We start from the raw sequence: 24,376 nt of genomic DNA on the forward strand, positions 1-24,376 counted from the left end.
GGAAGGGAGTTTATGAGTGTAAACCCCCCTCCCCATCTAATGTTTATTTGTAACCAACTACTTAGTAAGGGTGAAAGATTAGCCATGAACAATGTAACTGGTAGTGCTTTTATCGTTGCGGAATTTAGATCAGAAGAGAATGAAGAGGCAATTCCTCTTTACACTGATCATGTAGTAAAAATATGGCTAAATGAGGAAACAAAAAAAATAGCTGATCAAATAGCTCACAACTCTCCCACAGCTAAAGAAATGGTTAAGTTGCGGACTAAATATTTTGATGATGTTTTGTCAAATCAAATTTTAGGAGGTTGCAAGCAAGTAGTTATTTTAGGTTCGGGTTTGGATACTCGCCCTGCTAGAATTAATGGAGAAAGAGTGATTTATTTTGAAATAGACCACCGCGCGACTCTTCAATTAAAAGAAGAAACTCTCAAAGCAAACAAAGTTACTGCCAATGTTCGCTATATTCCCGGCGATTACGTAAAAGAAGGTTTAATTTCCTTGCTCAAACAGAGTGAATTTGATTTCGCTCTACCGACATATTTTTTGTGGGAAGGCAACACAACCTTGCTTGACAAAAAAGATGTAATATTTGTGTTAGAACAAATTCGCGACTATGTTGAGAATTTTCGATTGTCCTTTGATTATATGTCGGAAAAGGTGATTTTGAGAACAACGGGCTACCAAGATATCAATGATTACATAGATAAATACGAAAGTATGTATGCACCGTGGATTACTGGGTTTGAAAAGATTGCAACTTTGGCTGACGAACTCAATCTCAAAGTTATTGAAAACTTTTCGACTGCCGATTTACACGCACAATATCGCCCTGGCCGTTCGATCGAATCTAATCTTTTTAAGTTCTATTTTGTCTGTACGTTAGAAAATGTAGTCGGGGGCGTCAGTCAAGAGATTTGACTCAACGGACACAATTGGCTGCTGGCGCACCTTATCAAAGCAAAGACGATCGCACTTTGCTGTACCCGAATGCCTCCAAAAGTATTTACCAATATGTCTCAGGCAGGCTAAACTAGGACTTAACAAGCTTGGTCGTCACGGCAGCAGGATTAGCCATCCTCTGTATCGTCTGGCCAAGGTCGAATCACTCCAATTATTCAAAGCTATGATTTTAGCGACAAAACAAATTATTGAAAAAAGCAATGACACCGAAGAAATTAAGGGAGTTGGAGAACAATTTGCAGCGATACAAAAATCCTTAGAAAAAGCATTCCAATCTCAAGATGCTCTGGCACCAGAGGAGGGTCTTAGAGAACTGCTGTCAATCTACGAGCTTTATCTCCATATTGAATCAGAAAGCAATTCTTCTAAGAGACATAAAAGCTTAGAAGAACTTGAACGTAGCGTCGAAGCATTTAAGACAAAGTACAAAGACTTTGCCCCGAAGGAAGCTGTTGATGGCATAGAAAATGTACAACTTTGGGCTAAAATATCTAGAACAATGATGTCTGCCAAATTTTATACGCTTGCTGCATCTGTTGAAGACAACGAAGTAAAGCAACTAGGATTGTTTTACGCAGGACTCATCAATTTATTAGATATTGCAGAAAATCATCTAAGCTTCTTTACCAAAAGAGGTCGCGAATTAGGCAAAGGTCTAGCTCACACACTAATCAGCTATAAAACATTTGAAGATTATGCCAAGAAAAGACCAGCAGATGAAATCACCAGCCAAGCTATAGCCATAAGAAATGCAGCCAAAGCAATTTTGTGGGAAATTGATAGGCACGACCGCAAAAAATTTTCGTATAAATCACTCTATGAAGAAGCCAACAATGCACTAAAAACAGATGATAAAGAAGAACTCCTTAAAACTCTGCGTTCCTGGCGTGAAGAGTACATTAATGAGCTTGAAAAGCTATCAGACAACTAGCAACCTAATTCATGAGTACGTTAATTTTTTTAGATACGGGTGTCGTCGGAAAACTCATACATCCCGATGTTGAGCAAAGCAAAACTAGGTTGGCTCAAAATGCTAAAAGCGAAGTTAAAAAATCGATTCTAGAAGCAATTGAATGTAATGAATGGTTAGAGACGCTAATAAATAAAGAATATTCTATAGCTATATCCGAAATCGTAAACTATGAAGCAAGGCGCGAGCATATCAGGCGAATCTGCGATCGCAAATCTGGACTAGAAGAGAAACAAAAAGCTCTTAAAGCTATTGAAAGGCTAGATGCGCTAATCACAAAAAAAGGAGTTGCATATTTTCCAGTTACTTGCGAAGAGGGCAACGTAATGCAAGAAGCGGCTGAGTTATGGGCTTTTGCACACAATAATTCTTATGTAGCCTACGATGCAGACTTAATCATAGCCGCTCAAGCCGTCATTATTAAGAGAATAGGAATAGACGTAATCATTGCAGCAACTGATACCGAAGACTTTAACCGATTGCTACAACAGCACCACATTGAAGCTAGACGCTGGAGAGATATTAAACCTTAGCTGAACTGTCTCTCATTTAATTTTCCACTGTTTTTGTCCTAAAACTCAAGGGGCAACTCTTCAACAACTTAACTAATATTAGGAATCACAACCAAAATGTCATTATTAGAAGCACAGCAACTTACAATGCGATTCGGGGGTTTGACTGCGGTCAACCAGGTTAGTTTAACATTGGAAAAAGGCTCGATCGCCAGTTTGATCGGCCCCAACGGTGCGGGCAAAACTACTTTTTTTAATATGCTGACAGGTATTTACAAACCGAGTGGCGGTCAGTTGCTTTTAGAACAGAAGAATATCACGGGTTTGCCACCGGATCGCCTGACAACTTTCGGCATTGCTAGAACTTTCCAAAATATCCGCTTGTTTAACAACATGACTGTGCTGGATAATGTTTTAGTAGGTAGACACTGCCGATTAAAAACAGGTTTGTTGGGTGCAATCCTCCGCCCTCCCGCTGCGAATCTGGAGGAGCGGGAAGCTAAAATAAAAGCGCTCACTATGCTTGATTTTGTCGGTTTAGGTGCCGCTAAAGCGCCGGAGCTGGCAAAAAACCTTTCCTACGGCGACCAGCGGAGATTGGAAATTGCGAGGGCTTTGGCTTCCGATCCTAAAGTGCTGCTTTTGGACGAACCTACGGCGGGGATGAACCCGAACGAAACGGCTGATTTAACTCGCTTTATTTACCGAATTCGCGATGAGTTGAATTTGAGTATTTTGCTAATTGAACATGATATGAAGGTGGTGATGGGAATTAGTGATCGCGTGAGTGTTATGGAGTACGGTACTAAAATTGCTGAAGGAACTCCGGCCGAAGTTCGCTCAGATCCTCGCGTAATTGAGGCATATTTGGGAAAAGAAGAAGATGGACATGGTTAATGGGTAAATATCTCCATATTTTGATTAAGATTTAGGTAAATATAGCCCACAAAGAGCAATTATGTTGGAAATTAAAGACATACACACCTACTACGGAAATATCCACGCTCTCAAAGGAGTATCGCTAACAGTCTCGCAGGGAGAAGTTGTGACATTAATCGGCAGCAACGGGGCGGGGAAAACGACCACTCTCCGCACGATTCAAGGACTGCTGCGCCCGCGCCAAGGCACTGTATTATTTGAGGGAAAGCCTTTAGAAGCACTATCTACAGAGGCGATCGTCCGTTTGGGGATTTCTCAAAGTCCCGAAGGGCGGCTGATTTTTCCGCGAATGACGGTGCAAGAAAACCTGGAAATGGGTGCTTATCTCCGCAACGATACTCTCGGTATCAAGTCCGATATGGAAAAAGCATTAAATTTATTTCCTCGTTTGCGAGAAAGAATTAGTCAAAAAGGGGGAACTCTCAGCGGCGGGGAACAGCAAATGTTGGCGATCGCGCGGGCTTTGATGTCGCGCCCCCGCTTGTTATTATTGGACGAGCCGAGTATGGGATTGGCACCGATGTTAGTCAGTCAAATTTTTGCGATCGTCCGCGATATTAATGCTGAAGGAACAACTATTTTACTGGTGGAACAAAACGCCCGTATGGCTTTAAGTGTAGCCCATCGCGGCTATGTTATCCAAACTGGTCAGGTTGTAGTCGCTGGTACTGCTAGCGATTTGCAGTCAAATGAAACTGTTCGCCAAGCATATTTAGGTGAAAGTTAAATATGGGCATTGGGCATTGGGCATTGGCATTGGTTATTGAAACTGACAACTAACAACCAGAAACCAACCAATAACAAATAATATCGTTTCCGGTTGCATCGGTATTGTTTAAACAGTCAACACTCAACAGTCAACACTCAACAGTCAACACTCAACAATTCCGGAGGAGTGCAACCGGAATTGATATAATAAATTACCCTATTTGCGATCGCAACTTCCCCGTTTCCAATTCCGTCTCAAAAGCCGCCCGCACCTTTTCCCACTCCGCTTGGGCTTCCAACAGGCGATCGCGCGCCGTACTCACATCAAAAACCTGTTCCCCTCCAGACTCAACCGCCACGCGGCCCATATACTCCAACTCCTTGCAAACAGCAGAAAAAGACACGGCTCCTAAATTGGCGCTGCTCGACTTCAGCGTGTGAGAAGCCAGCTTCAAACTATCAGCATCGCCCAGAAAAATAGCCTCCTTAATAGTTTCTAAATGTTGCGGTGCGTCTTCCAAATATATCTTAATCAGTTCCCCCAAAAAATCTGGGTCTTCATCATCGTCTAGCTCGCGGAGATTTTGCAAAATATGAAAATCTATCGGCGAATCTGCTCCCGGTTGAACGCTCGAAGATCCTGCCCCCTCACTGTCAACTTGATCAGAAATATCTTGATTTTTTTCCTCATTAACCGCATCCAATTCATCCCGAATCAGAGGTGAACACTTGCTCAAGGCGATCGCTAACTCTTCCCGGCGCACCGGCTTAGTAATATAATCGTCCATACCTGCTTCCAGACACTTTTCCCGATCGCCCTGCATCGCATTAGCAGTCATCGCAATAATTCTCGGCTTCTTGTTAGCAGGCCATTCCTGACAAATGCGGCGCGTCGCTTCCAACCCATCCATGTTCGGCATCTGCACATCCATCAGCACAACATCGTAAGATTGCCGCTTCAGCGCCTCCAAAGCCTCCAACCCATTAGCCGCAATATCAGCCCGATATCCTATCCTGTCGAGTAAATGCGTAGCGACTTTTTGATTCACCACATTGTCCTCAGCCAGCAAAATCCGAATCTGACTAGAATTAGTTGCATCCTGTCCGGCAGAATTCGCCGCAACCTGCCTCAAAACAGCAGGCGTCCGCTGCACGCGGTGCTGTTCTTGAGAATTTTCAAAATACTTCAATCCCGAAGTCACAGTCACCACATTTGAAACTTCTCCCCTGCCGCTTCTGCCAGTAACATATCCAAAAACTTGCAGCAACACATTATAAAACTGTGACTGTTTTAAAGGCTTAGTTAAAAAAGCAGAAAAATGTACCTCTGTAGTTTCAAGTTTTTTCCAAACTTCCGCCTTACTTAAATAAGTAAACAGCACCAAAGGTAGGGCAATTTTGCGAGGGTTTTTAACGATGACATTCGGATTTAGGCCGTCGCCGCCGGACAAATTGCTCAGCTCAAATTTCCGAATCTCTACAGCCAACGCCACACCGTCCATATCTGGTAGATTCATCGCCAAAATAGCTAAATCGAGCGGCGAGTTTCCTTTGATGATTTCCAAAGCCTCAGCACCCGAAGTTACAGCCACGGGTATCATTCCCCAAGACTCTGCCTGACGGATCAAAACTTGCCGATTAATGGCATGATGCTCAACAATTAACAAGTGCTTACCAGCGGCAAATTCCGGTCTTTTTTCCTCAGCCCGGAGGTCATTCGCTTCAGCAGTCACCGTGAAATAAAAAATCGAACCCGAACCAGATATCAACGGCGGAGTAAATTCTGCAGGCGACCTTCCAGCGATACTTTGTCCGATCGCAGAAACTCCCGGTTGAGACTTAGAACTTCCCGGAGTAACCTGGCTGACAACCCACATTGTACCGCCCATCATATCGCTCAAACGCTGGCTGATAGCCAGTCCCAAACCCGTCCCGCCGTAATGTCGCGTTGTCGAAGCATCCACCTGCGAAAAAGCTTTAAACAGGCGATCCATCCGGTCTGGCGGAATGCCAATTCCCGTATCTTGGACAGCAAATTGAATCTCGTATTGTTTGCTACGTGCCAACTCTCCCTGGTTAATTAATAGCGGTTGTGGCGCTAGAATATTAATTTTATCTGGTGAAGTATTAGCAGCTACCTGTTCAATTTGCCTAGCCGTACAGCACACTACAATTTCTCCAGATTCTGTAAACTTTACTGCATTGCCCAGCAAATTTACCAAAATTTGGCGCAGTCTCGTGACATCTCCTAAAATATTTTTTGGCACAGAATCATCAATAAAGTAAGCCAGCTCTAAACCTTTTTCTGAGGCTCTCGGAGCCAGTAATTCTAGAGATTCTTCTATACAGTTTTGCAGCTCGAAGGGGCTGCGCTCCAAATCCAATTTTCCCGATTCAATCTTGGAAAAGTCGAGAATATCGTTAATAATAGTCAGCAAAGCATCGCCACTGGTACGAATTGTCTCCACAAAATCCCGCTGTTCAGGAGTTAGTTCCATATCCAGCAGCAAGCCCGTCATCCCGATTACCGCATTCATCGGAGTGCGGATTTCGTGACTCATAGTCGCTAAAAATTCGCTCTTAGCTCTATTAGCAACTTCCGCCGCTTGTCGCGCTTGATCCAAAGCTTCATTTTGCTCTGCTAACTGTCGCTGTCGCTGAACTTCGGTTTCTAAAAGTTGTGCTTGAGCTAAGGTAATTCCAACTTGCGCGGCCACATCTTCTAAAAGTTCAATTTCGTCGGGATTCCACTGGCGAGTTGCATCGCACTGGTGCAAAGTAATAATTCCATTCGGTTCTCCTTGATAGGAAGTGCGAACAGCCAACATAGATTTTAATCCGATGCGGCGGCACATCGGCCCCGAAGATTCCAGCAAAGGATCGGCAAACACATCAGGAGATGCTAGGGCTATATCCTCAGCGAGGAGTTTTTCGGTGTACGGGTTATAAGTGACAGAAAGTTCTAAATCTAAAGCCGATTCGTGACCGGGTTCCAAGTATTCCGCAACGCAAGGAAGGTGGGGATAAGGTTCGGAAAGATAGGTATGAATTGTACAGCGATTGACACCAAATACGCGGCCGATTTGGGTGGCGGTAGTTTGGAAAATTTCTTGAGTGTCTAAGGTCGATCGCACTTTTTGAGTAATTTGTTTGAGTAGTAAAACGCGCTGGTACTGACGTTGCAAAGTTCGCTCTCGCTCTTCGCGGGCAATTTCTGCGCCGATGTAATTGCCCATCAACTTTAAAATTTCAAAATTCAGCGGTTTAAAAGGAGATTTAGTGGTGCGGGAAGTAAAGCTCAAAGTGCCAAAAATTCGCCCTTGCACCATTACCCTCGTCCCCACAAAAGCCTCCAACTTGCGGACGCTGTAAGCGGGGTGGTTGCGCCACTGAGTAGTGCCAGCTGATTCGACAGAAATAGGTTCGCTCGATCGCAAAACCTCTCGCTCAAAGGTTCTGCTCAAAGCAAAACCGTCTCCTTTAGCAAAGCCAAAGGGAAAATCTTCCGGTACATAAGCCGCAATCACTTCGTAGCGATCGCCCAAAACCCTGCCCAACAGCCCGATATCCATCCCAAATTGACTGCAACCCATTGCCAGCAACCGGATCGTTCGATCGTCAAAAGAGCCTTCCGAGCTCACCATTACCTCGTAGAGTGATCGAATTGCCCGCTCACTTTCCCGCAGTTCCTCAACTCCTTCGAGGCGGTTGCAGACATCGTGCAAAGTCCCAAAAATTCCCGCTATTTCGCCTTGAGAATTCTGCCGGACTTGGGCAAATATTTCAACGGAAACAAAGCCGGAATCACTGTGAATTCCCAAGGAGTTTTTCCCAGCAAACGACTTGGACTTAAATCGCAGTTCTCGCCGTTCAAATTCCGACTTCCCGGACAGCAAAGACTCCAATAAATTTGCACATTGCTCGCGCTCATCTGGATGCACCCAATCTAAAAAATTAGTTTGTAAACTTTCGGAAACCGGAAAATTCGTAATTTCCGTCCAAGCGCGGTTGAGAAATTTCCAAACCCCCGCCGCATCTATGTGGAAAATTACTGTTGCTTTTAAAGAGTCAAATAGATGGAATTGTTCTTGATCATGCTCGCGGTTTTTGACTTCAAACTCCTTGTTTAGAGTAATATCTGTATGAGTTCCTACTACCCGCAGCGGTTTGCCAGTAGCGCTGCGTAAAACTTGACCCCGGTTCAGCACCCAGACTGTGCTGCCGTCTTTACAGTACATCCGATATTTTGCTGCAAAATCCGGTGTCTTTTGGGCGAAGTGTTCTTCTAAAGCTGCCTTTACCGATTCAATATCATCTCGGTGGATGCGACTCCACCATTCCGATCGGCGATTCGAGATTTCCCCTTCTTGGTAGCCCAGCATTTCTTGCCACCGCGCCGAATAAAAAAACTCATCTGTTTCGAGATTCCAGTCCCAAATCCCCTGATTGTTGACGGCAGGGGGGAGATTTGGCCGCTCTACGAAAGTGTGGTGAGAAATTTCAGCTATCTCGTGGCTATTTGCTGCTGTCCGCTGTATTTCTGCTGAGAGTTTTTTGTATTGAGCGTTGCTAGATTCTAGCTGGCGCTGCAAAGCAATTAAGCCAGAATGCAGAGATTTTGAATCCAGCGCTTGTAAAAGGATAGTTTTAGGATTAATAATCCCGATCGGGTGATTTGTTTCGTTGATGACTAATAAAGGCAACTGGCAGTAGTGTTTTTGCAGCAGCGCGACGGCTGCTTCGAGGGTAGAGTGCGATCGCACCAACGGCGGCGAACTGCTGCAAATTGCTCCGGCTTTAATTTTGTTAGAGTCTCTTCCCAGGGCCTGCAACTGCACGATATCCCGCGAACTTACCACCCCAACCAGTTTGTGAAGGTTGGGATTTGTAAATTTGGAATTGTGAGCCGCACCAGTCGAGTGTTGATCGGGGGTTTCAGTGATTAATACATAACTAACATGGTGTCTAAACATCAGTTGCGCCAAGTAGCGAACCGAAGAATTAGAAGGAGCGTGAATTATTCTTGAAGCTGCTATTTGAGGGATTTGATAAAGTTTAATTAAACTTGCGGGCAGCTCTAATTTCTGATGCACAATTGGCAGCGGCGGAGGGAAGGCGAAAGCCCCAGGTGGGGAAGTGCTGCTAGTTGCTTTTGGTGTCGATTCCCCAATTCCCTGCAACATTTGCACCAAGCTTTGAGAGCTAATTAAACCGACAAGTTCTTCAGCCTCGCTAACAATCGGCAAATGGCTGATCTGATTTTTCTCCAGCAGATTTGCTAAGGCAAAAAAGTCGGGAATTTCCGATTCTCGGGCTACAGTTACGCTTCTGATCATGATTTGCTCGATCGCAAATCCCCTCAAAGCAGCGCCGATGGAATTTAGCTGTACGATATCTCGAGTTGTAAAAATCCCCAGCACTGTCTGGCTGCTCGGATAGGGAGCTTTTGAGCCGTTGAGACGCAGCCCATTGCCTCCTGCGTGTATCGCAGGCCGTTTGCCGTTGTAGAAACCCGACTGTTCCCGCGATTGTGGGGAAGTCCCGTTGGTGGGATGTCCGAGTTGAGAATGCCCGCGCGGTTCTACCACGAGGACGTAACTGGCTCCTGTGCTACTCATCAGCTCGATCGCCTTTTCTACGGGCGTCTCAGGGGTGACGGTGAGGGGATTGCGGTTGATGACCTGACTGAGGGAGGGAATAAACATCAGGGGGCATAAAAGTGATATTTGTTGGAAAAAGCCGATCGCGAGCAGCAGGTTGATTGAGAGGCTTTACCCGCGATATTTCCAAGCGCGCTCAAAGTTTCTGTACGATTCAACTCACCCATACTTCCAGCATCTTGGCATTTAAAATTAATTACGTGCCATATCCTGATAATTGACGGCTTCTGACTTTCAGAACCAATACAATCTGCCAGAGGGCGGACATGAAGGCTGGCGGGCAATTCCTCGCTTAGCATAACTGCTGCGGGTTTACGAGCAAGAATTTCTGCGATTGTCTGGACTGCACCCTACTTTCTGCCCCTCAACGGAACTCTCGCTCGCATTCTGTTTGAGGCAAGATACCTGCACCCTACCAATTTACCAGCGACAGGAGGGGAATCACAACAGGACGACTTAGGTATGGCAACTGTGCAATTAGGGGTTCGAGGGTTCGAGGGTTCGATGGTTCGAGGGTTCGAGGGTTCGAGGGTTCGAGGACCAAACAGGCAGAAAATAAATAATTCTGAGCATAACTAATTCTATCTTATCCCAATTATGGCCCAGAGGATTTGAGCTTCACTTCTGGCGATCGAACTTGATGAGAATAGCGCTGTTCCCCGCCAGTGCAAAACTCGCATTGCCGGCCTTCAGCCTTAAGCTACCAACAACCTCATCCATTGTTTGAGAACTGAACTCCCGCACCGTGCCATTACCAGTTTTTATCAGCTCCGAAATATCAGCATTAACAGTGTAAGATGTTGCTCGGTCATTGACAACCAGCAAGTAAACATTCTTGCTAGCATCAAGAGTTGCAACTGCCATTAAATCGGAACTGTTAGTGATAGGAAAAAAGGTAGCTTTCCCGCCCTGCAAAGCCCTAATTCCCATCCGCAAAGCATAGTAGCCCGCGCGCCGTTTTCCCCCGTCACCTAGCAAACCTTCCGCCCCTGCGGGCTTGCCCCAGTCGTACAAACAGAATATGTGACTTCCGTAAATATAATTATCCCCAGGTTGAGAACCTCGAATCAAATTCTTAATCAAATTTAAAGCTAAAGATAAATCGCCGTAGCTAATTTCGTAAGTTCCCCATTCTCCTACCCAAAGCTGCGAGTTAGCGCGGACAGTACCGTTCATCCAGCCGCGCACTTTGCGGGTGTAGTTAGAAATATCTGCATCGTAGTTGTGGACATTGACTGTATCGAAATAATTCGGTATTTCCTGCAAAGCACTAGCCGGCCAATTGCTGCCCCCTACGGTTTTCGGGCCATGGATGCGGTAAGTGCGATCCGGCAAATAAGTTTTATAAACAAAGTCGATCGCATCTTTTGCCACCTTAACCAATTCAAAATAGTCAGCCCTAGTCCCGCCCCAACCCTGATCGCGATTGTCCGGTTCGTTGTGAATTTCCCAATCATCAACGCGGTAATCATTGCGAACATTCAGCCAATAAACCGTAGCAAAAACGTGTTCCCACCACTCGTTCCAATCTTCTCCTGTGCGCGGCGGATTTAGTTGCAGCGCCCAACTGGGATTCCAGCTATTATCAACATTGCGAATGCTGACAACCGGGCGAATATTTGCTTGTTTGAGAGTATTAAAAATAGTCCTGGCATTGCCTTGCCAAACCGTACCGGGTTGTCCCGACCACCAATAATCGCTACCCTGGGGCGGATTAGTCATAATCCGATCCCAATGCGCCCAATTAATTATATTTCGATTTGTCTTAATTTCTTCAATAGATGGCCAACCGTATTTACCGTCGTCGTCTTCAGCTTCCCACCGGGACATCCCGCCGTAAATGCGGTAGGTATTAATTCCCAAATCTTGCAAATCTTTGATGTCGAAATTGATATTGCCCTCGACTGCACCGATGTAGCGAGTGCTGACACCCGCAGCAGTACCGGAAATTTTAATTGTTTCAATGTTTTGAGCAAAAGTTGTCGTTCCGCTGAACAACTCTAGGCTGAGGGCAATTAAAAGGCCGAGAAACAAATTCAGAATTCTAGTTTTTGATAACACTTGACTATTAACTACTAATTTAGGTTATTTTATTTCCGAGGTAAAGGAACCCATCGCTAATCTAAATCGACTTGCGATCGAGTTTGTTAGCTGTTGTAATAAACAAGCATTAACTATACAAACTTGGAGAATTAATATATAAAGTAAAATAGCACGGCTAGCCGTCAAAAGTGAAGGTTCACCTCGCACTACCACAGTAAAAAATTTGGGTATAACAATTAACCCTATAAACTGCGTTAAATATAGTTCATAAGAAATTTTAGAAATCCATGTTAAAAATCTCGTTGTTAAGTCTGAAAGTTTTATTAAACTCCTACAAACATTAAAGACAATTACAAATATGCCCAATCCCAGGAAAGCATCATAAAAACACAGTCCAAAAGGGAAATATATGCCTAGAAATTTTGGATTTGAAAATTCAAAGGAACCCATAATACCCAATATTTCAAAAATTATTGCTATGGCTATTGTGACGGGCTTAGTTAGGTAATTAATTAATATGGTAGGATTACTTGCATAAACCTTGGCCATTGCCATTCCTAAACAAAACTCAAATAACCTTGAAATTGCTAAATAGCCTGGATAACTGAGATCGCCCAATATTGGCGAAAATACCTTAAAGTTAAAGCCTAATATTAAAACTAAAAAGGTATAGATAACTTTAATAACAAAACAAGTGAATATAAACTGTCTAATAGGATGTTTTTTTAAATATTTAAAAAGCAAAAAAAAGCACAAATAAAATTGAATTAGTGGAAACATAAACCAAGAAAATGGTATGGCTTTATCGAGAATTGCCCAACTTCTCCAAAATGACCACCAATCAAAATAGCCATAAAATAAATCCGCTCTTAACCTAGGGATTATCACAGATACAGCTAAAAGTATCCAGTAGGTAGGGTAGAGCCGGAAAATTTTTTTTCTCATAAAAATGCTCCAGCTTTCATCAGGCTTTAAAATTCTTGAATAAGCCAGTCCAAAACCACTGAGAATGAAAAAAATATGAACTCCCTGATATCCCAGCAAGAAAAATATATTCAGCACATCAAAAACTATATTGCCTGCACTATTAAATGGCAGGGGAAAAAACTTGGCAATTGTCGAGGCTGGACCTACTACTTTTGCATACTCCAAAAAGTTGCTGTATCCAAAAAATGGAGGCAAGAAATTGAAGTACCAAAAATGAACCGCCACTACCCAGCAGGCAGCAAAACCTCTCATCATATCTAATTCTTGAAATCGATTATACTTCATCAATAAAAATCTCCGTTTAATTCAAACTTATAGCAACAGTCAGGACAGTTAGGATGGTCAGCCTAGGATGTACTCGAATGCTTTTAGGATACTGCAGCAAAAATTCTACTCTATGTTATAAGCGCCAGCCCTGTCAAGGTGGAAAAGAAGACCCTAAAACCCTTGAAATATCGAAGGCTGCGATCGTTAAATCTGATTCTTTTAACAGGTGATTAAGCATACACTAGGTTTATTGCTGATCGCCAGCCGGTAGGATGAGGTAAAGCCGATCGATCGCACCAATACGCTATGAGGGCAGTGTGCACTCACGAGCTAGAAGATTTCCAGCGTTTGAGGGAATTATAGACCCGGCTTGGCAGTCACCCCAGACCGTGCGGGGCGGGTCATCAGCGTCAAGCCGATCGCATTTGCCACATAACTGCAGCGTGAACCATCCCTAAATTGCGCGCTGCGGTTATGCGGCGATGTTTTTTGAGGAGGGATTATATCTAGTGTCAGAGAATTCCAGGGGACGATCGCCTTTTGTTCGCTGGTAACAATAAAACATGGACGCCTAAGTTGCAGATAAAGCTAGTTTGGGCTTTATCTGGGCTGAAAGTTTGTTTAAATTACTTTAAGAGAAAATATTTTTTTTATTAATTAATTAGACGCTCCCCATTTAATAAAAACAATAAACCCTCAGCAATTGCCGAGGGTTTATTTCCAGAATCATACAAATTTTCCAACAAAAAATATCGTAGATTATATTTGAGACTAACCCAAATTATCTTTACGGAAATTCTCTACTTGTTTAGAACCACAAAACAGGCGTCTCACAAACGCAATAATTAGACCGAAATTCCCCCACTGGCGCAGCGTTGTGGTGAACGGGCGAGCAGAAAGCCTCACGGAACAGCCAGACATCGATCGCGCGATGCAATTGGTCAAAGAACACAACCCCACACTTTCACCCGCCATCAATCGCACCTGGATTGACTCGCTGGGACGTGCGGAGGTAATTGCAATTTACCGCATTCAGCCCTGGGAAATGAGCGGGCGCACGACGGAGGGAATCAGCAGTCGGTGAATATCTCGGCTCGCATGGGAATAATAATTTTCTCAGTGGATCGCGATCGTCCTACTCGCAGACTCAGTAGCATTCCGATCAAACTGAATATGATATTAAATGAACTTACTTGCCAAAAAATCTCTCATGTACCGATTCACTAAGTGCGGCTGTTCCTGCTGCACCCAGTGGCTGCAATTAGGAATGTAATGAATCTGAAAATCCCGCACGTAATCTGCAGTTCCATAGGTTAACTCTTTGCCGAGGGCGGCATCATTTTCTCCCCAAATCATCAGCGTCGGAACTTGCAGCACGCTCCAATTCTGGCGATCGAGAAATCCGCGAGCAATATTGCGGTAATAATTGATAGTAGCAGTCAGAGCACCCCGTTTGGCAGCCGCATCTTTGTAAGCTTCGATATCTGAGGGGCTAAAGGTGCTTTTGTCAACTGCCATACCTTCCAAAGCAGCCGAAATTGCCTGATAGTCGCCCAACTGAATTAACAACTCCGGCAAAACTGGCAACTGAAACAAAAAGATGTACCAACTTCTCAGCAATTGTTGGGGAGTGCGTAACCCTTCAGCAAACTTGGCCGGATGCGGTAGATTCATCACAATTAATTTATCCACCATTTGGGGATAAGCATAAGCAAAATTCCAGGCGATCGCGCCTCCCCAGTCGTGGCTAACTAAGACGCAACTTTCGTATCCCAAACCCTGAATAATGCCCTTGACATCTTGCACAAACTCTGCCATCACATAAGCAGATTTATCGTGAGGTTTGTCGCTGTCGTTGTAACCCCTGAGATCTACAGCGACGACTTTATAGTCTGATGCAAATTCCGGGATTTGATGTCGCCAAGAATACCAAAATTCAGGAAATCCGTGCAGCATCAGCATCAGTGGCCCAGAACCTTGAGTGACATAGTGCAGTTTGATGCCGTTCGTAGCGATAAATTCGTGTTTCCAAGCAGCTTCTAGCACAGACATATTTGATGCTTCCTCTAGCTTTCGAGATATCCTAGCAGTTACTCTCTTTGAGAGGAACCAACTTTAGGCATATCTAGCAATTTCCCCAGCACTTGTAAACTCTTCCTTTTCTCTTCCTTTGTGCAACAGGCATCCCGCCCGTGGTTCTTCGCGAAAGGGGTGCGTAAAAAAAAGCCGAACGCCCGTTTCCCGAAAATATTGCTATCTCTGTCAAAATAATAGTATAATGTTGCTCGCATCCCGACAACTGTTAAGCCAAGAATTACTCATTTTTGATCGCGCGAAAATCCCGATCCGCAATAATTTGAGGTGTTGTGAGGGTGCAAGTTAAATAATTCAGATCGGGCAAGTGTACTAGGAATTAAAGGAGTTAATATCATGTCTGGCGATCGGCTGCAAAACATTGTTAACCGCTTGACAGATCGTCTAAAGCGCGATGTATTAGTTGAAAAATCCCTCTACGACATTCGAGAAGTTTTGCAGAGCGATCGCGCCGTACTGTACTATTTTTACAGACAGTGGCAAGGTCGAGTGACTTACGAGATGTTGAGTGCGATCGATCTCTCAATCTTGGGTTCAACAGGGCCAGACGAGTGTTTTAACGACGAATACGCTGCTTTGTACGAAGCGGGCAGAGTTAAAGCAATTGCAGATATTGAAGTAGAACCAATTAACCCATGTCACCGAGATTTTCTGCGTAGCCTGAAAGTTCGCGCCAATTTAGTCGTGCCAATTTTAACGAACAAAGGACTGTGGGGGCTGTTAATTGCTCATCAGTGCAACGGGCCCCGCACTTGGTCGCGATCGGACATTGAATTCATGCAAAGAGAAGCCCAAAATATGGCAATGTCTCCGACAATTCAAGATAGTTAATCTTTCATCCCAAATCCCGCTTTATGACAGTTGGGGTGCATTGTCTGTGCGCTCGAAAATTACCAACCAACCAAAATATGGTGTTCTATTGTTAGACGGAGGTTTGTAGCGACTCCTAGGGCTGGATGAGAATCTCAGCGGGAATTCCTAACTCTTGATTCAGCTTCCGATGTCATAACGGATTGAGACAATCAGCCGTAAAATGCAGCGGCGACAAATAACGTCGAATTCATCACCCGTGGTTTTTGCTCGTCCGCTGCCATAAACTGTTCCCCCTAGCGCTTATGGTGACTGGCTTTCATCCTTTTTAATTAGCCTTACACAAGCGTGTATCGTTGCCAGAGAATAATAGAACATCCAATTATACCAAATGGCTTTGTCATAATCCTGCTTTTGGCCATCCTTGTGGTGTCGTATTGAATAGTTATTAGCTATATTAAATAAATCACTCTCGGCTTGGTTTAATCCTACTTCCTTAATGTGATCACGCAGAAACTCCAAAACAGCAAATAAGTCTCGAATTGCATCATACTTTCCATCTAGAGATAAGCGAGAACGTCTAAATTTAAGAATTGCGGATTCAACTCGCTGCTCAACATTTTTAGCATCGTAAGGATGCAGTTCTGCAAGAACTAAGTCCTCCAATCCTTGCTCGGGAAGTTCTAGAATTTCACCATTTTCGGAAAGTTCATATCCCTCTCTATAATCACACAAGAGGTGATTAATTCTATCTCTAAATTCTTGCTTACCAGCGGAGGTGTCATAATCATCTTCATACTCATCGAGGTATTTATTGTATCCATGAGTATGCTTAGAAACACAATCGTAAAGAAACTCGATGACATCAAATAAGTCATCCTCTGAATAATTATTACATTTTTCCTCAACTGGGAATAAATCACATTTCCTGATGGCGAGGAACATTTGTGATTCTATGTCAGCACCTAGCTTGTCTGGGACAGCTCCATACTTTGCATAAAAATAATCGTTCTTTAGAAAATCAAGATATAAAGTTTTGAAAAGTTGAACGAACCTGGGTAGATCGAGGTGACTCGCCTCAGGATTTTTGCCAGTACGATGAGAATAGTATTTCCGATTCATGAACGATTATCCCAATTTGGTAAATATATCCGAAAGGGCGAAGGATTCGCACCTATATTCTATCAATTATACGACGTATTTTAATTGTAGGGTGCGTCAGGTGAGTTTCTTAAACGATTATTGAAGGTTTAAATATCTGACGCACCTTACTAATTATGAGAATTGCGTAATTCCTGTTAGTATTAACTAACGGCTACAGCCTCCCCTAAAGGATGCTGCTGCAAAACCGCTTGCAAATATTTCCCAGTATAAGACCTCTGATTTGCCGCCACATCCTCCGGCGTCCCCGCCACAATAATTTCGCCGCCCTTATCTCCCCCTTCAGGCCCTAAATCGATCGCCCAATCGCAGCACCGAATCACATCTAAATTGTGTTCGATTACCAAAATTGAATTACCCTTATCCACCAATCTTTGCAGCACATTTAACAAATGGTGAACATCATAAAACGACAAACCAGTCGTCGGTTCATCGATTAAATAAAGCGTCTTCCCAGTAGCACGGCGCGACAGTTCCGTTGCCAATTTTACCCGCTGTGCTTCGCCCCCAGAAAGAGTCGGCGCCGGCTGTCCCAACTGAATATAACCCAAACCAACATCAACCAAAGTTTGCAGTCTGACGCCAGCCCTGGGAATATTTTTAAACATCTCCAAAGCTTCCTCCACGGTCATGTTCAAAACATCAGAAATTGACTTGCCTTTGTACTTAACTTGCAGCGTTTCTCGGTTGTACCGTGCACCCTTGCAAACCTCACACTGCACGTAAACATCCGGCAGAAAATTCATCGAAATCACGTTCACGCCTTGGCCACCGCAAGCTTCGCACCTTCCCCCTTTCACGTTAAAAGAAAACTGCCCCGCTTTGTAACCTCTTGTCTTCGCTTCAATGCTTTCGGCAAACAAATCGCGAATCACATCAAAGACTCCCGTGTAAGTAGCGGGATTAGAGCGCGGAGTGCGACCGATGGGAGATTGGTCAATTACAATTACCTTATCAACCACATCCTCTAGAGAGCGTTCCCCTTTAGTTTTGAGGGCGTCCATATCGGGTGGTAAAGGGACTTTTTTGGTGATATAGTGTTGCAGTGACGGGTACAGCAATTCATTGATTAAAGTTGATTTTCCCGAACCGGAAACCCCCGTCACGCAGACGAGTTTTCCGAGGGGAATTTCGACATCGATATTTTTTAAATTGTTGCGCGTTGCATTTATGATTGAGAGAGCTTTGCCGTTGCCTTTTCTTCTTTCATTAGGGGTTTCAATTACTCGCTTTCCCGACAAATAAGCACCAGTCAAAGATTCCTCGGCTGCCAGTAAATTTTCTAAACTTCCTTGCGAGATAATTTTGCCACCGTGAACGCCGGCGCCGGGTCCAATATCGATAATGTGGTCGGCCGCTCGCATCGTTTCTTCATCGTGTTCTACCACAATCAAAGTATTGCCTAAATCGCGCAATTTTGTTAAGGTTTGCAGCAGGCGAAAATTGTCTCTTTGATGCAGTCCGATGCTAGGTTCGTCCAAAACGTAGAGCACACCAGTCAAACCCGAACCGATTTGAGTCGCTAGCCGAATTCGCTGGGCTTCTCCACCAGAAAGCGTCATTGCTGCGCGGTCTAAAGTCAGGTAATCTAACCCAACATCGAGCAAAAATTGCAGCCTTGCTTTGATTTCTCTCAGGGCTAAATCGGATATTTGGAATTGCCGATCGCTCAATCCCAAATTATTTACTCTTTCGCGACATTCGCGAATCGAAATACTGGTTAAATCTACAATTCCGTACTGTCCCAACCGCACCGAAAGCGCCTCGGGTTTCAAGCGTTTGCCCTGACAAACCTCGCAAGAGCGATCGACCCGATACTGTTCCAACTTCTGCTTGATCAAATCAGAACCAGTATCGTCGTACTGGCGCTGCAACATGGAAATCACGCCATTAAAATCTCTCCTAAAATCAGTGCTGCCGTCGCGCTTTTTATTTTCTGCGCTGCGCTTGGACTCATTCCCGTACAAAATCACGCGCTGGTGTTCGGGCTTTAATCGATACCAAGGAGTGTCGATATCAAACCCGCAAGTATCAGCAATACTGCAAAGCAAAGAGAGATAATAGGAATTGTCTTTGTCTGACCAAGGCGCGATCGCACAATAAAGAGGCGCTTTCTCGTCGGGAACTACCAACTCCGGCGCAAAAGTCCGCAAACTCCCCAAACCGTGACAATTTTGGCACGCGCCGTAGGGTGAATTAAACGAAAATAACCTGGGTGAAAGTTCCTCCATTACTGCGCCGTGTTCGGGACAAGCAAAGTTTTCGGAAAATACGATCGGCGCCTGTGGTTCGGAATTTTCATCATTCGGTAACTCTTCAACGATCGCAATTCCCTCTGAATGGCGCAAACAAGTTGCCAGAGAATCCACTAAACGTTCTTCTAAACCGGGTTTTTTAATTAACCGATCGACAACTATCTCGATATTGTGCGTTAGATTTTTATCTAATTCGATATTTTCCGAAAGTTCTAAAATTTCTCCGTTAACTTTGACGCGAATAAATCCTTCCGCAGCTAAACTCGACAATAATTTGCGGTGAGTGCCTTTTTTTCCGCGCACAACTGGTGCCAGAAGGTGAAAGCGAGTGCCGTCTGGAAGTGCCATGACTCGATCGCACATTTCATCAATTGTCTGCGGCGCAATGCAGCGATCGCAAATCGGACAGTGTGGTTCGCCAGCTCTGCCGTACAGCAATCTGAGATAATCGTAAATTTCTGTAACAGTGCCAACAGTCGATCGCGGGTTATGAGAAGTTGACTTTTGGTCGATCGAAATAGCCGGACTCAACCCCTCAATCGCGTCCACATCCGGTTTGTCCAACTGTCCCAAAAACTGGCGCGCATAGGCGCTGAGAGACTCGACGTAGCGGCGCTGTCCCTCGGCAAAAATTGTATCGAAAGCCAGGGAAGACTTGCCAGAACCGGAGACACCAGTAAAAACGATCAGGCGATCGCGCGGCAGTTCCAGATCGATATTTTTCAGGTTGTGCTGTCTCGCACCGCGAACCCGAATCGTATTTTGGTTGTTAGAGTGAGAATTCGTCAAATTATGCCCGTTGCGGGATGCACTTGGCTGGCTGTTTGAGGTTTCGGCGCGTTGGGACATGAGAGTAGTGCAAAACAGTGCTTAACCATCTTAGCGCTGCAGATCGAATAGCTGGCATCCAAACTCAAGAATATCAAAGAATTGTCAAATAAGTTTCCGTCGGCCCGTCGGGCAAAACTTTCAATCTTTGATTTTTCAAATCGACTTCAATTCCCAGCGCTTCCATCGGAATCACCCCTAAAAGTGGAGTTTTCCCATCTGGCAATTCCAAACACTCAAAAGTCCCTTCGCGCCCGCACAGAGAAATCGAAGCATCCCGAAAAATCCTCGCCTCACTAATGCCCGTGGCTGTTTCCACAACTACTTGCTTGAGAATTTTCAAACCCAGTCTGGCGATGACATCTTTAGGTAAACATAAAGTTGTCGCGCCCGTATCCACCAAAACATTTTCTAGAGTAACAGACCTGACTTGCTCAATTGGGATCAGACCATCTTCTGCTTTAGCTTCATCGATCCGATTCGTAATTACTAGGGTTGTGATAACTTTCCCCATTTGATTTTCAGTAGCTGCTTGCATAACTTTCATAATACAATAAATTACTGCTTTGATTTGAACACATACTTATACGAATAGTAGGGCGATGTACTTTCTTTGCTTTGCTCCGAGTAGCGGCTGCTATCTGTGTCAAAATAATCAACTTATTGCACGCCAATAAACTTGTGAGTTTGCAAAGATAACCTGTAACTAGGATTTTGTTTGAGCAATTTTAAGATAATGGGAATTGCTGAATCTTTCGAGTTCCATTCGGGTTGCAAGAAAACCGGAATATCCACATTGTTTTCCAAATGCTTGTAATAAAATTCAACTTCTTCGCCCGTGCTAACCACCAACTTAATTTCATTAGCCCTAGTCCAAAAAATCTCTTGCACCGGATATTTAGGATTGACGTGTTCCTTCGGAGAAAGAGTAATCCAAGTTTGTGGGGAAACATCTTGCCAGCAAGCACCCGAAGTTTCAATACTCACCTGCTTGTTAGCTTCTAACAAAGCTTCAACTAACTCAGGCAAATCGCGGTGAATGAAAGGTTCGCCGCCAGTAATGACTACCCTCGGAGACTGCAATTGAGCGAGCAATTGTGCGATCGACTGCGGCACCGCTGGCAAACCTTTGCCCCCATTGGCATAACCGGTGTCGCACCAAGGACACCGCACAGGGCAACCGGCCAATCTGATAAAATCAACTAAAGTCCCCGTCCAGTAACCTTCGCCTTGAACAGTACACTGAAAAGTTTCGTGAATTGGTAATTTTAGTTGTAAATTAGACACCCGAAGTTACGCCTCAAATCAATTAATTACGTTGTTTAGATATAATATTCTTAAATTGTTATTTCTTCGCGGTTTGCAGCAAATAAAAACAGTTCTGAACCTATAAACGGGGTTTATGAAAAAAAATTATCCGTTTTATCCCAGAAGCTTGACTCAGCAATCCGGTTTCTTCATAGCTGTGGTATGAGTCCCTTAGAAATCCACCACAAACCGCAAATAACTCTTTAATTATCCTGTTCAGGTTCCATCAGAGTAGCCCAGCGGCGTTTCAATGCCAAAGTCAGCCCGTCAGCAATGGGGACAACACTGAGACTAACTCTGGGATCGTTACGCAATTTCTCGTTAAAAGTACGAATGGCGGTGGTGCTTTCGTCTTGTACTTGAGGATCAGCAACTCGTCCAGACCACAGAACATTGTCAATTACAATTAAACCGCCATTGCGTACAAGTTGCAGCGATCGCTCAAAATAAGCCTCATAATTTTCTTTATCGGCGTCAATGAAGGCAAAATCAAAGGTTCCAGCTTGTCCCTCGGCTATTAGTTTGTCGAGAGTATTTATTGCTGGGCCCAACTGCAAAGAAATCTTATTAGCCACGCCCGCAGCTTCCCAATAGCGTCGTGCGATCGCAGTATATTCCTCGCTGACATCGCAGGCAATAATTTGACCGTTAGGAGGCAGTGCTAAAGCTACGCACAGCGCGCTATAACCAGTAAAAACGCCAATTTCTAAGGTTTTGGTCGCTCCCATAAGCTGCACCATGAGCTCCATAAACTGACCTTGTTCGGGAGCAATCTGCATCATCCCCATAGGATGTTTAGCAGTTTCTTCCCGTAGTGAAGCGAGAATATCTGGCTCCCGCAGAGAAATAGATAACAGATAATCGTAAAGTTGATGTTCTAGGCCAAGAGTTGAGTTCGCCATCGGTTTGTCCTTGCTGCTCACTTTTGATTTTAGATTGTAGACGCCCTGTTAATGGAAATCCGAGAATGTAGAGTTAATTTAGGCATCTATCTTGCTGTGGCTGAGGGCAGGTTGCAGTAGCAGTCTCTCGGTTACACAGAGGCAACTTGCAAAACGCGCGCTCTACTTCCAAATCAGTTTATCTCAGCCACAGGTGATTTAGCAGCTCTGGAAAATAAAAATAGATAGAGGGGAGCGTTTTGAGATTCCTGCTTTTCTAGGACTAGCACCGCGTAACGCCGTTAGTGATACCAGTTCAAAAAATGAATGCAACTGTATAGAATCTGCAAACCCATACATAATCAGCCATTCCCCATCTCAAATCTCAAATCTCAAATGGTATGAGTAGGGGAGAATGTGACCCAAAGCATCCAGGATACAAGCCCCCGGATTCATCCGTGGGGTCAATGCTTCAATTCTTTAATCTAAAATCTAAAATCTAAAATCTAAACTCGATTGACTTCATCCTGATTACTAACTAGATGAACTGCGAAAAACATAAGTATGTCATTGCCAGTGAAATAAAGCAATCGCAGAGGTTGTGATTAGTTTACATTTTGTTACATTGTCAAGTTTGTTTGTGTCGCTCTAATTAATCGCCAATGACTCATTATTGAGGACTTACGCACTCCCAAACAAACAAACCGTTTGCTTTAACTATTATTGATGGGTTCAAGCCCGTGTATTTTCATGGAACAAACCAGGCGTCTGGAAACCCTTGTCTCCCGGACTATTACTAATTACTAATAAACTGGGTTCAATAGGACGATTTCTTAACTGTCACACCTTATGAATCCATACCTAAACAACCTATCCCAAATCTTAACTAAATTGCACGATGGAGGTAGAGCAAGCATTTGTGGGAAAAAACAGGTTGCTCGCAACCCTTGGCTTGCACTTTTACTCATAACTAATGAACCGGGATTAATAGGACGCTCACTTAACTGTCACAGTTTATTACTCCAGACCTAAAACACCTACCCACAATCAAAACAACATTCTACCAAGGCATCGCTATGTATTACACTTTCGCAGGTTTTAGTGCCGCCACAGGCATATTTTTGCTGCTAGTTTTTGCCATTCTGCAATGGCTGCACGTCTCGGCCGGCAGTTTTATTGATTGGGTAATTGCCATTGCTATTTTTGAATGGCTGTTGCTGATAGTTACAGTTCCCTGGAATATCCATTTTGAAGCTAAAGAAGTTTTAGCGCAAGCTGCAGAATCGACTAAAAAAAACATTGCTGTCGATCAGGAACAAGTCAAATACGTTACTGTATTAGTTAGCCGATCGCTCTTTGTGGCGATCGCACTTCACCTGTTTAGCGCGATCGTACTTTACGCCCTAGCCGCCGCCGGAATTAGTGCTATTGGCTATCTCAGTTCCGCTGCTGCACTGCTGTTAACTGTACTGCGTCCAGCTATTCGAGGTTATCAGTATTTAGCCCAAAGGCTGACAAGTATCCGCCGCCAATTTTTGCACCCCCGCGAAGATATTGTCGAACTCCGCAGCCGCTTTGCAAACTTAGAATCTACAGTTAGAGATTTGAGCAATCAATTAAGTTCAGACAATCCGAATTCATGGGTGGCTGTCCAAAATCGGGAACGGGAAGCTATCAGAAGAGAACTAACTACTTTATCCGCATCTCTACAATCTTTGCAAGCGACAAATCAAGCAGAGCACACTCACCTGAGAAGAGATGCAGAAAGTGCGATCGCCCAACTCACCGATGACGGACAATTTCTCAACCATGTCCGCGAAATCATCCGCTTCTTTAAAGAATCGTAAAGTCCTATTATCTCCGGTTAAACAACTACATTCACATTGGTTTGTAGTGAGGACTTTAGTCTAATGGCACTGAAAAACTGAGCCCCAAAAAATCTGTAAGGCAAGATATACATAGATAATTGCCTGACCAACCAAAATATATC

At 44.2% G+C, this 24,376-nt stretch carries 18 protein-coding genes; 8 read left to right on the forward strand and 10 right to left on the reverse strand.

Going from position 1 to position 24,376, the window contains the following annotated elements; genetic code table 11:
* Positions 1-12 precede the first annotated feature (12 nt).
* The 5 genes from QUA24_RS10705 (at position 13) to QUA24_RS10725 (ending at position 4,111) form a co-directional block, all read left to right on the forward strand.
* The gene (locus QUA24_RS10705) at positions 13-921 is read left to right on the forward strand and encodes a class I SAM-dependent methyltransferase (protein WP_333229473.1); all 909 of its coding nucleotides are present in this window, start codon (positions 13-15) and stop codon (positions 919-921) included.
* 205 nt (positions 922-1,126) lie between these two features.
* Entirely contained in the window at positions 1,127-1,894 is a 768-nt protein-coding gene (locus tag QUA24_RS10710; protein ID WP_333229475.1) for a hypothetical protein, read from the forward strand.
* Positions 1,895-1,905: 11 nt separating this feature from the next.
* The gene (locus QUA24_RS10715) at positions 1,906-2,466 is read left to right on the forward strand and encodes a hypothetical protein (protein WP_333229477.1); all 561 of its coding nucleotides are present in this window, start codon (positions 1,906-1,908) and stop codon (positions 2,464-2,466) included.
* A gap of 96 nt (positions 2,467-2,562) precedes the next feature.
* A complete protein-coding gene (locus tag QUA24_RS10720) occupies positions 2,563-3,342 on the forward strand; it encodes an ABC transporter ATP-binding protein (protein ID WP_333229479.1) in 780 nt (259 codons plus the stop codon).
* Between the two features lie 61 nt (positions 3,343-3,403).
* Positions 3,404-4,111: an ABC transporter ATP-binding protein gene (locus tag QUA24_RS10725; protein WP_333229482.1), complete on the forward strand. Its 708-nt coding sequence runs from the start codon at positions 3,404-3,406 to the stop codon at positions 4,109-4,111.
* 193 nt (positions 4,112-4,304) lie between these two features.
* On the opposite strand, the gene QUA24_RS10730 is transcribed toward QUA24_RS10725, so the two are convergent.
* The 4 genes from QUA24_RS10730 to QUA24_RS10745 form a co-directional block, all read right to left on the reverse strand.
* Positions 4,305-9,797 carry a response regulator gene (locus tag QUA24_RS10730; RefSeq protein ID WP_333229484.1) on the reverse strand — a complete coding sequence of 1,831 codons (5,493 nt, stop codon included), beginning with the start codon at positions 9,795-9,797 and terminating at the stop codon, positions 4,305-4,307.
* Entirely contained in the window at positions 9,797-10,051 is a 255-nt protein-coding gene (locus QUA24_RS10735) for a hypothetical protein (RefSeq protein WP_333229487.1), read from the reverse strand. The genes QUA24_RS10730 and QUA24_RS10735 overlap by 1 nt, the downstream gene beginning before the upstream one ends.
* Positions 10,052-10,370: 319 nt before the next feature.
* On the reverse strand, positions 10,371-11,813 hold the full coding sequence (locus QUA24_RS10740) for a hypothetical protein (RefSeq protein ID WP_333229489.1): 1,443 nt from the start codon (positions 11,811-11,813) through the stop codon (positions 10,371-10,373).
* A 24-nt stretch (positions 11,814-11,837) separates the two neighbouring features.
* A complete protein-coding gene (locus tag QUA24_RS10745) occupies positions 11,838-13,067 on the reverse strand; it encodes an acyltransferase family protein (RefSeq protein ID WP_333229491.1) in 1,230 nt (409 codons plus the stop codon).
* A gap of 859 nt (positions 13,068-13,926) precedes the next feature.
* Between QUA24_RS10745 and QUA24_RS10750 the strand changes: the two genes are divergently transcribed.
* Complete coding sequence (locus QUA24_RS10750; protein WP_445242601.1) at positions 13,927-14,133, forward strand: hypothetical protein; 207 nt, start codon at positions 13,927-13,929, stop codon at positions 14,131-14,133.
* Positions 14,134-14,228: 95 nt separating this feature from the next.
* On the opposite strand, the gene QUA24_RS10755 is transcribed toward QUA24_RS10750, so the two are convergent.
* Positions 14,229-15,101 carry an alpha/beta hydrolase gene (locus QUA24_RS10755; protein WP_333229493.1) on the reverse strand — a complete coding sequence of 291 codons (873 nt, stop codon included), beginning with the start codon at positions 15,099-15,101 and terminating at the stop codon, positions 14,229-14,231.
* Between the two features lie 378 nt (positions 15,102-15,479).
* On the opposite strand from QUA24_RS10755, the gene QUA24_RS10760 reads away from it, so the two are divergent.
* Positions 15,480-15,974: a GAF domain-containing protein gene (locus tag QUA24_RS10760; RefSeq protein ID WP_333162999.1), complete on the forward strand. Its 495-nt coding sequence runs from the start codon at positions 15,480-15,482 to the stop codon at positions 15,972-15,974.
* Between the two features lie 282 nt (positions 15,975-16,256).
* On the opposite strand, the gene QUA24_RS10765 is transcribed toward QUA24_RS10760, so the two are convergent.
* From QUA24_RS10765 to QUA24_RS10785, 5 genes are all read right to left on the reverse strand, one after another.
* Positions 16,257-17,075, reverse strand: a complete 819-nt coding sequence (locus QUA24_RS10765; RefSeq protein WP_333229495.1) for a hypothetical protein — start codon at positions 17,073-17,075, stop codon at positions 16,257-16,259.
* Positions 17,076-17,257: 182 nt separating this feature from the next.
* Positions 17,258-20,218, reverse strand: coding sequence for an excinuclease ABC subunit UvrA (uvrA, locus tag QUA24_RS10770; protein WP_333229497.1), 2,961 nt, complete (start codon positions 20,216-20,218; stop codon positions 17,258-17,260).
* 73 nt (positions 20,219-20,291) lie between these two features.
* A complete protein-coding gene (locus tag QUA24_RS10775) occupies positions 20,292-20,735 on the reverse strand; it encodes a retroviral-like aspartic protease family protein (RefSeq protein ID WP_333229499.1) in 444 nt (147 codons plus the stop codon).
* 122 nt (positions 20,736-20,857) lie between these two features.
* Complete coding sequence (locus tag QUA24_RS10780) at positions 20,858-21,484, reverse strand: 7-carboxy-7-deazaguanine synthase QueE (RefSeq protein WP_333229501.1); 627 nt, start codon at positions 21,482-21,484, stop codon at positions 20,858-20,860.
* A 224-nt stretch (positions 21,485-21,708) separates the two neighbouring features.
* Complete coding sequence (locus QUA24_RS10785) at positions 21,709-22,407, reverse strand: class I SAM-dependent methyltransferase (protein ID WP_333229503.1); 699 nt, start codon at positions 22,405-22,407, stop codon at positions 21,709-21,711.
* Positions 22,408-23,462: 1,055 nt separating this feature from the next.
* Between QUA24_RS10785 and QUA24_RS10790 the strand changes: the two genes are divergently transcribed.
* Complete coding sequence (locus QUA24_RS10790; protein WP_333229505.1) at positions 23,463-24,233, forward strand: hypothetical protein; 771 nt, start codon at positions 23,463-23,465, stop codon at positions 24,231-24,233.
* The last annotated feature ends 143 nt before the right edge of the window (positions 24,234-24,376 follow it).

The sequence above is a fragment of the Microcoleus sp. Pol12B5 genome (assembly GCF_036701335.1).
Lineage (GTDB): Bacteria > Cyanobacteriota > Cyanobacteriia > Cyanobacteriales > Microcoleaceae > Microcoleus.

What these genes read in the sequence shown, in the direction of transcription:
- QUA24_RS10730 (WP_333229484.1), bottom strand. Translation starts at nt 9,797, where the DNA reads ATGTTTATTCCCTCCCTCAGTCAGGTCATCAACCGCAATCCCCTCACC.
- QUA24_RS10765 (WP_333229495.1), bottom strand. Translation starts at nt 17,075, where the DNA reads ATGAATCGGAAATACTATTCTCATCGTACTGGCAAAAATCCTGAGGCG.
- QUA24_RS10745 (WP_333229491.1), bottom strand. Translation starts at nt 13,067, where the DNA reads ATGAAGTATAATCGATTTCAAGAATTAGATATGATGAGAGGTTTTGCT.
- QUA24_RS10755 (WP_333229493.1), bottom strand. Translation starts at nt 15,101, where the DNA reads ATGTCTGTGCTAGAAGCTGCTTGGAAACACGAATTTATCGCTACGAAC.
- QUA24_RS10705 (WP_333229473.1), top strand. Translation starts at nt 13, where the DNA reads ATGAGTGTAAACCCCCCTCCCCATCTAATGTTTATTTGTAACCAACTA.
- QUA24_RS10715 (WP_333229477.1), top strand. Translation starts at nt 1,906, where the DNA reads ATGAGTACGTTAATTTTTTTAGATACGGGTGTCGTCGGAAAACTCATA.
- QUA24_RS10735 (WP_333229487.1), bottom strand. Translation starts at nt 10,051, where the DNA reads ATGCTAAGCGAGGAATTGCCCGCCAGCCTTCATGTCCGCCCTCTGGCA.
- uvrA (WP_333229497.1), bottom strand. Translation starts at nt 20,218, where the DNA reads ATGTCCCAACGCGCCGAAACCTCAAACAGCCAGCCAAGTGCATCCCGC.
- QUA24_RS10725 (WP_333229482.1), top strand. Translation starts at nt 3,404, where the DNA reads ATGTTGGAAATTAAAGACATACACACCTACTACGGAAATATCCACGCT.
- QUA24_RS10785 (WP_333229503.1), bottom strand. Translation starts at nt 22,407, where the DNA reads ATGGCGAACTCAACTCTTGGCCTAGAACATCAACTTTACGATTATCTG.
- QUA24_RS10710 (WP_333229475.1), top strand. Translation starts at nt 1,127, where the DNA reads ATGATTTTAGCGACAAAACAAATTATTGAAAAAAGCAATGACACCGAA.
- QUA24_RS10790 (WP_333229505.1), top strand. Translation starts at nt 23,463, where the DNA reads ATGTATTACACTTTCGCAGGTTTTAGTGCCGCCACAGGCATATTTTTG.
- QUA24_RS10775 (WP_333229499.1), bottom strand. Translation starts at nt 20,735, where the DNA reads ATGCAAGCAGCTACTGAAAATCAAATGGGGAAAGTTATCACAACCCTA.
- QUA24_RS10760 (WP_333162999.1), top strand. Translation starts at nt 15,480, where the DNA reads ATGTCTGGCGATCGGCTGCAAAACATTGTTAACCGCTTGACAGATCGT.
- QUA24_RS10720 (WP_333229479.1), top strand. Translation starts at nt 2,563, where the DNA reads ATGTCATTATTAGAAGCACAGCAACTTACAATGCGATTCGGGGGTTTG.